Source organism: Modestobacter excelsi, from assembly GCF_005930495.1.
GTDB classification, from domain to species: domain Bacteria; phylum Actinomycetota; class Actinomycetes; order Mycobacteriales; family Geodermatophilaceae; genus Modestobacter; species Modestobacter excelsi.
This window is the reverse complement of record NZ_SJEX01000052.1, coordinates 25,959-36,059: the sequence shown is the minus strand read 5'-3', so window position 1 is coordinate 36,059 and position 10,101 is coordinate 25,959. Positions and strand designations below refer to the sequence as shown.

General features: G+C 75.2%; 11 protein-coding genes. All 11 read left to right on the top strand.

Annotation, left to right across the window (positions count from 1 at the left end):
- Positions 1 to 914: hypothetical protein (locus FHL80_RS16555; protein WP_216870802.1), on the top strand; the 914-nt coding region annotated here is incomplete at its 5' end.
- Between the two features lie 201 nt (positions 915 to 1,115).
- On the top strand, positions 1,116 to 1,511 hold the full coding sequence (locus FHL80_RS16550; RefSeq protein WP_246078732.1) for a hypothetical protein: 396 nt from the start codon (positions 1,116 to 1,118) through the stop codon (positions 1,509 to 1,511).
- Between the two features lie 97 nt (positions 1,512 to 1,608).
- Positions 1,609 to 1,884, top strand: a complete 276-nt coding sequence (locus tag FHL80_RS16545; protein ID WP_138734476.1) for a hypothetical protein — start codon at positions 1,609 to 1,611, stop codon at positions 1,882 to 1,884.
- Between the two features lie 91 nt (positions 1,885 to 1,975).
- Positions 1,976 to 3,055, top strand: a complete 1,080-nt coding sequence (locus FHL80_RS16540; RefSeq protein ID WP_138734475.1) for a sigma-70 family RNA polymerase sigma factor — start codon at positions 1,976 to 1,978, stop codon at positions 3,053 to 3,055.
- Positions 3,052 to 3,951: an STAS domain-containing protein gene (locus tag FHL80_RS16535; RefSeq protein WP_138734474.1), complete on the top strand. Its 900-nt coding sequence runs from the start codon at positions 3,052 to 3,054 to the stop codon at positions 3,949 to 3,951. Before FHL80_RS16540 ends, FHL80_RS16535 begins: the two co-directional genes overlap by 4 nt.
- Complete coding sequence (locus FHL80_RS16530) at positions 3,948 to 4,337, top strand: STAS domain-containing protein (RefSeq protein ID WP_138734473.1); 390 nt, start codon at positions 3,948 to 3,950, stop codon at positions 4,335 to 4,337. Before FHL80_RS16535 ends, FHL80_RS16530 begins: the two co-directional genes overlap by 4 nt.
- Entirely contained in the window at positions 4,334 to 4,621 is a 288-nt protein-coding gene (locus FHL80_RS16525) for a phosphatase RsbU N-terminal domain-containing protein (RefSeq protein WP_138734472.1), read from the top strand. Before FHL80_RS16530 ends, FHL80_RS16525 begins: the two co-directional genes overlap by 4 nt.
- A 394-nt stretch (positions 4,622 to 5,015) precedes the next feature.
- On the top strand, positions 5,016 to 6,257 hold the full coding sequence (locus FHL80_RS16520) for an EAL domain-containing protein (RefSeq protein WP_138734471.1): 1,242 nt from the start codon (positions 5,016 to 5,018) through the stop codon (positions 6,255 to 6,257).
- A gap of 101 nt (positions 6,258 to 6,358) precedes the next feature.
- On the top strand, positions 6,359 to 6,625 hold the full coding sequence (locus tag FHL80_RS16515; RefSeq protein WP_138734470.1) for a hypothetical protein: 267 nt from the start codon (positions 6,359 to 6,361) through the stop codon (positions 6,623 to 6,625).
- A 623-nt stretch (positions 6,626 to 7,248) separates the two neighbouring features.
- Positions 7,249 to 8,922 carry a GAF domain-containing protein gene (locus FHL80_RS16510; protein WP_138734469.1) on the top strand — a complete coding sequence of 558 codons (1,674 nt, stop codon included), beginning with the start codon at positions 7,249 to 7,251 and terminating at the stop codon, positions 8,920 to 8,922.
- On the top strand, positions 8,919 to 10,082 hold the full coding sequence (locus tag FHL80_RS26775; RefSeq protein WP_138734468.1) for a SpoIIE family protein phosphatase: 1,164 nt from the start codon (positions 8,919 to 8,921) through the stop codon (positions 10,080 to 10,082). Before FHL80_RS16510 ends, FHL80_RS26775 begins: the two co-directional genes overlap by 4 nt.
- Positions 10,083 to 10,101: the final 19 nt, after the last annotated feature.

The following is a 10,101-nucleotide window of genomic DNA, read 5'->3' as shown; positions in this document are numbered from 1 at the left end:
CGCCCTGCCAGCCCCAGAGGACGTCCATGTCACCCGCTGCTGCGCCGTCCCGACCGTCGTCGGACTGGGCCTGCGACCCCGCGATCGAGACCGCGGCCGGCTACCTGGCCGCGGTCCGCCACGCACCGGACCGGGCGTCCGCCTGGCGCGCCGCGGCGTCCCGGGGAGGACCGGCCGCGTTGCTCGCCCTGCTGCGGTCGCTGCCGCGGGAGACCGCTCCCTTCTCGGCCACGCCGGCGGGGGAGGAGCTGCGCGGCTGGTTCGGTGCCGGTCGCCGGCTGCCGGTCGACCGGGTCCCGGTGGGGCTCCTGCGGCTGCCCGCGTCGCGTGCCGATTACCTGCGCGGACGACCTCGGCAGGCGCTGCGCACCAACCTCAACCGCGCCGCGGCCGACGGGGTGACCTCCACGACCGATCTGTCCCTGGCGGAGGTGGAGCGGAGCGCGGAGCACATCGGTCAGCGGCGGGGTGGCCCGCTGGCGCTGCTGACCGGACCGCGGGCGCTGCCCGGGGTGTCGCTGCTCTTCGCCGTCAGCCACGACGCCGCGGGGGACCCGGTGGCCGTGTGCGAGGTCGTCGTCGACGGCAGCTGGGCCGGGTTGCGCACGCTGCAGACCGTGCCCGACGGCCAGACCCTGCGGTACCCGCTGCACACCTCCGTCGTCTCCGAGCTCATGGCCCGGGACGTCACCATGCTGACCGTGCGCGGGTCGATGCTCCTGACCAGTGCCGGCACCCGCTACTTCCAGCGCCGGACGGGGTACGAGCCGGTCTGGCTGCGGCCCGACCCGGTGCCCACGCAGGCCGCGCGCGTCGCGGTCGACGCACCCAGCAGGACCCGGCCGTTCATCCCGGCGCAGCGGACGGGCTCCGGCAACCCGGACACGGCACGGGAGCTGACCAGCCGGTCCTGACCGGGACCGGGTCGCCGGGCAGCTGCTGGAGGTGCTGGTGCGCTGACCGGACGCCGCTGGGTCGGGCGCGCGACGGTTCGTCCCACTCGTCCCGGCAGCGCACCGTCAGCACACCCGCCCCGGGACGTCCGCCTGCTGCCGCCGCCGGGCCGCCACGCTGTGCCGCACGGACGACCTGGGCACGGCGCGGAGGAGGACCCGATGGGGATCGAGGCACACGAGGGCAGCAGCACCGGGGGAGGCCCGGGCGCGCCGGGGCGCTCGGCCGACGGGGAACGCCGGCGTCGCCAGGTCATGGAGCTGCGGGCCGCGATCTCGCTGGTCGGCAGCGCGGCCGCCGACCTCGGCTGGGGTGCCGGACCCGACGTCCGGGTGCTGCCGGACGGCCGGCTGTGGCTGGACGAGCTCGAGGTCGCCGTCTCCGGCGCCCAGGTCTACCAGGCAGCCCGGCGGCTGGTGGCCGCGCAGCTGCGCACCGTCGCGGAGCAGGCGGGCGTGCCGGTGGGGGAGGTCGCCGGGCCCTGGCTGCTCAGCCTGCACACCAACGAGGCGATGCTCGACCTCCACCTCGAGCTGCCGCGGGACGACGCCGCCTGAGCCGGGCGACCGGGTCCCCGTTCCCGCGTCATGCGGCCGGTCCGGGGGCGTCGTCACCGGTGCAGGCGATCGGCCTGACCGATGAGAGGTGGCGACCGTGAGCGACGACGACGTGGTCAGGGACGCTGGTGGCCGGCCCGACCCCGCAGGCCGACCGGGAGGAAGCGGAGCCGCGGGTGGCGGTGTGCAGTGGGACCACCTCCGCCGGATCGCAGTGCTCCTGGAGACGGCGGCCGTCCTGGACCGGCGGGCGACCCGCACGGCCGATGCGGTGCACGCCGACGTCCTGCGGGAGCGCGCCGCGCAGCGCCGGGAGACGGCGGCCCAGCTCCGAGCCGGGGTGTGGGCTCCGGAGCGGCACGTCGCCGGGTGAGCGACCGCAGCCCTGCGGGAGCCCGTTGAGGAGCGTCCCGCGGGTCGCCGGCGGAGGTGCGGACAGCCGGGACGGCGGTAGCCTGCCCGGCATGCCGGCCCCGGCACCTGCTGGTCCTCCTCCTGAACGCCGCAGACCCCTGGACGTCGCGGCGCTGATCCCGATCGTCCGGCGCATCGTCGCGGCGCGCGTGCCCGACCGGGCGACCGCCGACGACCTGGTGCAGGAGACGCTGGCCCGGGTGCTCGCGGCCGTCGAGCGGATCGAGCCGGGCATGGTCGAGCCGTACGCGATCGTCACCGCGCGGAACGTGGTGGCCACGATGTGGCGGGACCAGGACCGGCAGCGGAGGCACCAGCACCGGGTCGTGGACCTGCGACCGCCACAGCTGCCGGACGAGGACGTCCTGGCCGAGGAGGACCGGGCGGCGATGGCCGAGGCACTGACCCGGCTGTCCGAGCGCGAGCGCAGCACGCTCCTGGCGCACGAGGTCTCCGGGCAGGACACCCACTCGCTCGCCGCCGAGCTGGGTTCCACGGCCGGTGCGGTGGCCGCCCAGCTCAACCGCACCCGGGCCCGGTTGCGCGTCGAGTACCTGCTGGCCGCCGACCGGGTCGAGCCGCCCACCCCGCGGTGCCGCCCGGTGCTGCTGGCCCTCTCCAGCGGCGACCGGCGGCGGCAGCGTGAGGTCGACGCGGCCCGGCACCTGCTGGAGTGCGAGGTCTGTGCCCGGCTCAGCGAGCCCCTGATGGGGCGTGGTCGCAGCCGGGACGACGAGGTGCGCGTCGCCGTCCACGCCGACGCCGACGTGGTGGCGGCCCGCCAGGCAGCGCGCGATCTGGCCACCCGGCTGGGCTTCTCACCCACCGACCTCACCGGGATCGCCACAGCGGTCTCGGAGGTGGTGCGCAACATCGTGCGCTTCGCCGACGCCGGCGAGGTGCTGGTGGAGCTGCTGGACTCCCCGCGCCGTGGGATCCGGATCATCGCGCGGGACTCCGGACCCGGCATCCCCGACGTCCAGGAGGCGCTGCGTGACGGCTACAGCACCTACCGCGGCCTGGGGCTCGGGCTGCCCGGGGCGCGGCGGCTGATGGACGAGTTCGCCGTGGCGTCCGAGCCGGGGCGGGGGACCACCGTGACGATGACCAAGTGGCGGGAGGACGCATGAGCACCGAGGACGACCAGGACACGGGCGAGGTGGCCGCAGGTGCAGCACCGGATGACGAGATCCTCCTGCCCCAGCTCGTCGCGCACCTGCGCGAGCACCGCAACCGGCTGCGCCAGGAGTGGGTCGGCCGGATCGACCAGGCCCACCTGCTCCAGGCCATGACCAGTCAGGAGGTGGCCGCGGAGACGACGTCGGTGTACGACAACTACGTCGAGGTGCTGGAGACCGGCAGCGTCGGGGCGCTCCAGCACTACGCGCGCGACCTGTCCGAGCGGATCATCCCTCGTGGGGTCGAGACCGACGAGGTCGTGGGCATCGTCCTGCTGCTGCGGGACGTGCTCGCCCGGTCCCTGTTCGAGAAGTACCAGCGCGACCTGCCGCTGCTCAACCGGGTGCTCGACGCCTACGAGCCGGCCGCCAACCGCATCGCCAACACCGTGGCGGGCAGCTTCGTCGACGAGCGGGAACGAGTCATCCGGCAGCAGCAGGACTCCATCCGGGAGCTGTCGACACCGGTCCTCCGGGTCCGCGAGCGACTGCTCATCCTGCCGATCATCGGCGTGCTCGACCGGGAGCGGGCCCGGCAGCTCACCGAGCAGCTGCTCACCGGGATCCGGGCGCACCGGGCGAGGGTCGTCGTCATCGACATCACCGGGGTGCCGGACGTCGACGAGGCCGTGGCCAACCACCTGGTGCAGACGGTGGACGCGTCCCGGCTGATGGGCGCGAGCGTGATCATCACCGGGCTCTCACCGGAGATCGCCCAGACGCTGGTCATGATCGGGGTGGACCTGAGCCGGATGGACACCATCGGTGACCTGCAGGGCGGTCTCGAGGAGGCGGAGCGGTTGCTGGGCTACACCGTGACCCGGGACAGTGAGGCGGCCGGACCATGACGGTGGGGCCCCGGCTCTTCTCCATCCTGCGGCAGGGGACGTGCCTGATCGCGTCGATCCACACCGCGCTCGACGACTCCCAGTTGCTCCGTTTCCAGGAGGACCTGATCGCCACGATCGGCCGGGACCGGGCCCGCGGGGTCGTCATCGACGTCGCCGCCCTCGACGTCCTCGACTCCTTCGCCACCAGCACGCTGCGCGACATCGGCGAGATGGCCCGCTTGCGCGGCGCGGCGACCGTCATCGTGGGAATCCAGCCGGACGTCGCCATCGCGATGGTCCGGCTGGGGCTGCGCACCGGGGTGCTGGAGACCGCACTCGACCTGGAGGAGGGCCTGGCGCTGCTGGGCGACCGGATGGCCGGCTCTCCGGCCGCTCGGCGGTGAGCGACGACGGCGTCCGGCGCAACTACCGGGCGGCGTTCCTCCGTTACCTGGCCCGGCACGAGGAAGCGGCCCTGAACGCCGGCTACGAGATCGGGCGGACCGGGCTGGAGGCGGGGCTCGGTCTGCTCGAGCTGGTGCGGGTGCACCACGTGGTGCTGATCGACGTCCTGCGTGACACCCCCGCGGACGAGGTCCCCGCGGTCGCCGCGGCCGCCTCGGACTTCCTGCTGGAGGTGCTGTCGAGCTACGACATGGTGCAGCGGGGCTTCCGCGCGGACGGTTGACCGGGGAGTGCCCGGCGCCACGTGCCCCCGAAGAGGTCAAGGGGCACGTGGCATCCGAGGGGCGGTCGGGGTCAGGGACCGCCCTCCGTCATCGCAGGCCGGGTGCTCCGGGCGGCGGTGACGGCTGGTCTCGTCGTGCACCCCTGAAGACCCCGCAGGACGCCGGGGATGACGACGCCCGGCAGTGCTCCCTCCCGCCGGCACGTGGTCCTGGCCAGGCGGTGCGCCGGTGGCCGCTGCGCCGGGTCCCCGTCATGCGCCGGTGCGCAGAGCGTCCTCACCGGCACGTCGACCGGCGTCGACCGGCGTCCCTGCCCTGACCCCTTCGGATGAGGCGCTCCAGCACCGACCGGGATCGGCCGATGTCGTGCGGACCGAGGACGAGGGAGCGCACGTGAAGAGACGACGATCGGACGCCGACCAGCAGGTCGCCGAGCTGCTGCGGACGGCGAAGGAGTCGCTGCAGCTGTCCGTGGCCTTCCTGAGCCGGCTGGACGGCACGACGCAGCACCTGGAGGTCGTGGAGTCCTCCGTGCCGTTCCTGTTCCCGGAGGGCAACCAGCAGCGCCAGGAGACGACGTTCTGCCAGGCCATCCTGGACGGCGACCTGCCTGCGGTCATCCCCGACGTCCGGCAGCACCCGAGGGCGATGGCGCTGCCCGCCGCCCGGCTGCCGAGGATCCGCAGCTACGTGTCCGTCCCCGTCGTCCTCAGCGACGGCGAGCTCTACGGCACCTTCTGCGCCGCCGGCCTCACGACGGACAAGGGGCTCACCAAGCGCGACAAGTCGCTGATGACCGTCCTGGCGTCGGCCGCCGCGGTGATCATCGAGCCCGGCGTGCGGGAGCAGGAGCGCCGGCGCGAGCTGCTCGGGCGGCTGGAGCCGGTCCTCGCCGGCGGCGGCCCGGTCGTCGTCCTGCAGCCCATCGTGGACCTGGCCACCGGGCTCCGCGTGGGGTCCGAGGCGCTGAGCCGGTTCCCGGCAGCGTGGGACAAGGCGCCGGACGTGTGCTTCGCCGAGGCGCACAGCGTCGGGCTGGGGCACGAGCTGGAGCTGACCGCCCTGAGCCGGGCCGCCGAGCACCTGACCGCGGTCGAGGGCTACGTGGCCATGAACATCTCACCCGCCACGCTGCTGCTCCCCGAGTTCGCCGCGCTCATGGAGCAGCTGCCGCTGGAGCGCGTGCTGCTCGAGCTGTCCGAGCACGACCCGGTGGAGGACTACGCCGCGCTGGCCGGGGCGCTGGCCCCGTTCCGTGCCCGCGGGATGCGGCTGGCCATCGACGACGTCGGCGCCGGGTTCTCCTCCTTGCGGCACATCGTCGTGACCGCGCCGGACGTCCTCAAGATGGACCGCAGCATCGTCTCCGGGGTCGACACCGATCCCGTGCTCACCCGGCTCGTGAGCTCCCTGGTCGAGTTCGGCCACGGCGGCGGGGCCACCGTCGTCGCGGAGGGCGTCGAGACCTCCGCCGAGGCCGTCGTCCTCGGCGAGCTGGGCGTCGACCTCGGGCAGGGGTGGTTCTTCGGCCGGCCGGCACCGGTCGACGCACCGGCGGACAGCCGGCCGGCCCCGGTAGTCCCCGTCCCCCGGACACCCGCTGACGAGGCGCCGGTGCTCGCGGCCCGTCGCTGAGGCGGCGGCCGCGGGGCTCCTGATGTGACCCACATCATGCCGCGGCCGCCGGGGCGTGTCATGGGTACAGCCCCTCGCGGGCCTCACGAAGGAGACACGTCATGCAGATCCGCCGAACCGCCGCAACCCTCGCCAGCGTCGTCGCACTCGGCATCGGAGGTGTCGCACTGGCCGTACCTGCGAGCGCCCAGCCGATCTTCACCGGCGGGCTGGTCAACGTGAACATCGAGGACGTCAACGTCCAGATCCCGATCGGTGTGGCTGCCAACGTCTGCGGTGTCACCGTGGCCGTCATCGCCGAGGTCCAGCCGGCTCCCTTCGACTGTGATGCCGCTGTGATGCAGGACCTGCCGGTGGCCTTCCGGTAGGAGCACGGACCTTGCTGCAGCAGCGCTCCGGCGCCACCGCCGGGGCGCTGCTGCACGGGGCTGGTGCTCGTCGAGCAGCCGCTGACCGCCGGTCAGCTCCCTCGGCGAAGGCGGCGGTGGCCAGGACCCACGGCCACCGGCGCCGGTGCTCGAGGACTCGAGGACTCGAAGAGCAGGAACGACGAGAGTGAGCCGGCGGCGTACCCGGCCGCGACGGCGAGGACCAGCCGCCCGACCGGCGACCCAGCGGTCCGTGGTTCGACCGCTGGGCCCGGGGGAAGGTCGTGGTGCCACGCACGAGGACCCCGCCACGGCGCGGCGCCCAGTCGGGCGACGCGCGGCGGCCCGTCAGGACGACCACTGCTGACCGCAACCGCAGTCTAGGCGCGCCGATCGCGCGCCCACCAGGCTCGCGGAAGGTCCCCGCGTCGGCCGGCGCAGTTCCGGTGCCGATCGCGGGTCGTCAGGCGAGGGGCCCAGCGGTGGTGGCACAGCGCGATCCCGGAGCACGGCCGAGCGGCGGCGGACCGCCACGACGAACCGCCGGTTCGGATCCCCCGACCGAGCGAGACGTCGACGCTGCGCGGTCGGCCCGTCGCGACGCCGAGGCGAGCGCGGCCCAGATGCGGGCGATGGTCGCCGGGCTCAACGCGATCGTCTGGGAGCGCGACCCGCAGACGTGGCGCTTCCGGTTCATCAACGACCGGGTCGAGGAGGTGCTGGGCTACCCCGTCCGGCAGTGGCTGGACGAGACGGGCCTGTGGCAGGAGATCCTGCACCCGGACGACGCCGATGCGGTGCTCGCCGCCGTGCGCGCGACGATCGCCGACGGCGAGGACCTGTCCCTCACCTACCGGGTCCGGGCGGCCGACGGGCGGTGGGTGTGGTTGCAGCACCTGGCGCACGTCGTCCGTGACGAGGCCGGGACGGCGACCGCACTGCACTCCGTCCTCGTCGACGTCACCGACGCCAAGCGGCGGGAGCTGGCCGCGGCGCTGCTGGCTGCGGCCGGCCGTGTGCTCGCCGGTCCGGGCAGCGTCGAGGAGCGGCTGGCCGCGATCACCGGCCTGCTGGTGCCCGGCCAGGGTGACTGGGCAGCGGTGTGGCTGCGCGGCGACGACGAGCGGTACCGGCCGGTGGCCGTCGCCCCGACCGGCCTTGCGGACCGGCTCAGGGCGGTGGGACCGGTCCGGGTGCCCGACGAGCTCGACGCCCAGCTGCGGGCCGGGCGCGCGTTCGCCGTCCCGGAGGTGGTCGAGCGGCTGACCCGGGCCGCGACGACCGACGAGGCCGGGTTCGCCGCCCTCACCGCGATCGGTGGCGCCAGCGTGCTGGCCGCGCCGCTGACCACCGGCGGCGCCGTGGTCGGGCTCCTCACCCTCACCGCTGAGGTGCCGGACCGGTACGACGAGGCCGACGTCGCGCTGGGCGTCGACCTGGGTCAGCGCCTCGCGACGATGGTGGCCGCCGAACGGTTGGCCGCCCGGCGGCGGCAGCTGCACGAGATCACCGTGGCCCTGTCGGCAGCCGGCACGGTGGCCGAGGCGGCGGCCGCCGTCACCACCGGGCTCCGCGACGTGCTCGGCGCCGCCCTGGTCGCCGTGCGCACCCTGGCCGAGGACGGGCAGCTGCACACCATCGACGTCGTGGGCGCCCCGGCCGGGCGCTGGGACAGCTTCACCACGATGCGGCTGACGCCCGCGGTGCCGCTGCCCGACGCCGCGCTGACCCGCCGGCCGGTGTGGCTGCCCGACCGGGCGACCGTGGCCGAGCGCTACCCGGCCGTGGTGGGCAGCATGTCCGACCAGACGCAGGCCGTCGCGGCCCTCCCGCTGCTCGTCGGCGACCGGCTCGTCGGTGCGCTCGCCGTGACCTTCAGGACGGCGCGGCCCTTCGACCACGACGAGCGGGCGTTCCTGCACACCGTCGCCGACCAGGTCGCGGTGGCCTTCGAGCGTGCCGCGCTGGCCGACGTGCGCCGGGAGATGGCCGAGGTCCTGCAGCGCAGCCTGCTGCCCGGGGAGATCCCCGACGTGGACCGGCTCGCGGTCACCGCCCGCTACGTGCCCGCCGTGCAGGGCACGTCCGCCGGTGGGGACTGGTACGACGTCCTGCCGGTCGCCGGCGGTGCCGTCGCGGTCGTCGTGGGGGACGTCGTCGGCAACGGCGCCCCCGCAGCCGCGGCGATGGGCCAGCTGCGGAGCGCGCTGGCCGGACTGCTGCTCGCCGGGCTGCCGCCCGCGCGGGCACTGGACGTGCTGGACCGCTTCGCCGGCCACGTCGCCGTGCCCGGTTGAGCACCGTCGCCTGCCTGCGGCTGGACCCGGCGGCAGGCCGCCTCACCTACAGCTCCGCCGGGCACCCGCCGCAGCTGCTGGTCGACGGCGGTGAGGGCACCGGGCGGGACGGCTACCTCGACGGCGGGCTGGGCCCGGCGCTGGGGCTGGCGTCCACCGGACCACGCCCGGAGGCGGCGCTGACCCTGCCACCGGGCGCGACGCTGGTGCTGTACACCGACGGGCTGGTGGAGCGGCGCGGGGAGACCCTCGACGACGGGCTCGAGCGGCTGGTCGCCGCGGTGACCGCCCGGCGCTCCGAACCGCTGCCGGTCCTCGTCGACGGTGTGCTCGGCGAGCTCGTGGACGGGACCGGCGGCGACGACGACGTCGCGGTCGTCGCCGTCCGGCTGCTGCCTGCGCCACTGCGGCTGGACCTGCCCGCGGAGCCGGTCCGGCTCGCGGAGGTGCGGCGGGCGGTGCGGCGCTGGGCCTCCGCGGCGGGCCTGCCCGCCGACGTGATCGAGGACCTCCTGCTCATGATCGCCGAGGCGACCGGCAATGCCGTCGAGCACGCCTACCGGGATGCGGACGTCGCCGCGCGGGTCGTCGTCGAGCTGCGTCTGGAGGGCGGCGACGTGGCCGCCTCGGTCACCGACACCGGTACCTGGCGACCGCCACCGGCCGACCCGGGGTTCCGCGGCCGCGGACTGCAGATCATCTCCGCCCTCGCCCGCGACGTCGACCTCGCTCCGGGGGACGACGGGACCGTCCTGCGGTTCGTCCTCGCTGCCGCCGCCTCCCCTCGAACGGCGCGGCTCCGCCACCGGTCCGCCGTGGTGGCGCGCGCCGACGAGCAGCCGGCCGTGCTGGAGGTCACCGACCTGCCCGGTGGCCGCTGCCTGGCGCTGGTCGGGGACCTGGACCTGGCCGGGACCGCCGCGGTCCGTGACGGGGTCCTGGCCGAGCTGGCCGACCCCCGGCCGGTCACCGTCGACCTCACCCGGCTCGGCTTCGTCACCAGCGTCGGCGCCGGGCTGCTCCTCGAGGTCGCCGAACACGACCGGGCCCGAGGCGACCTGGACGTCCTGCTCCCGGCGGGTGGGCCCGCCCGCCGGATGCTGGACCTCACCGGGCTCACGCCGGTGCTCCGTCCGGAGGTGCCCGGCCTGCCACGCTGAACGCGCCCCGCGCCCCGCG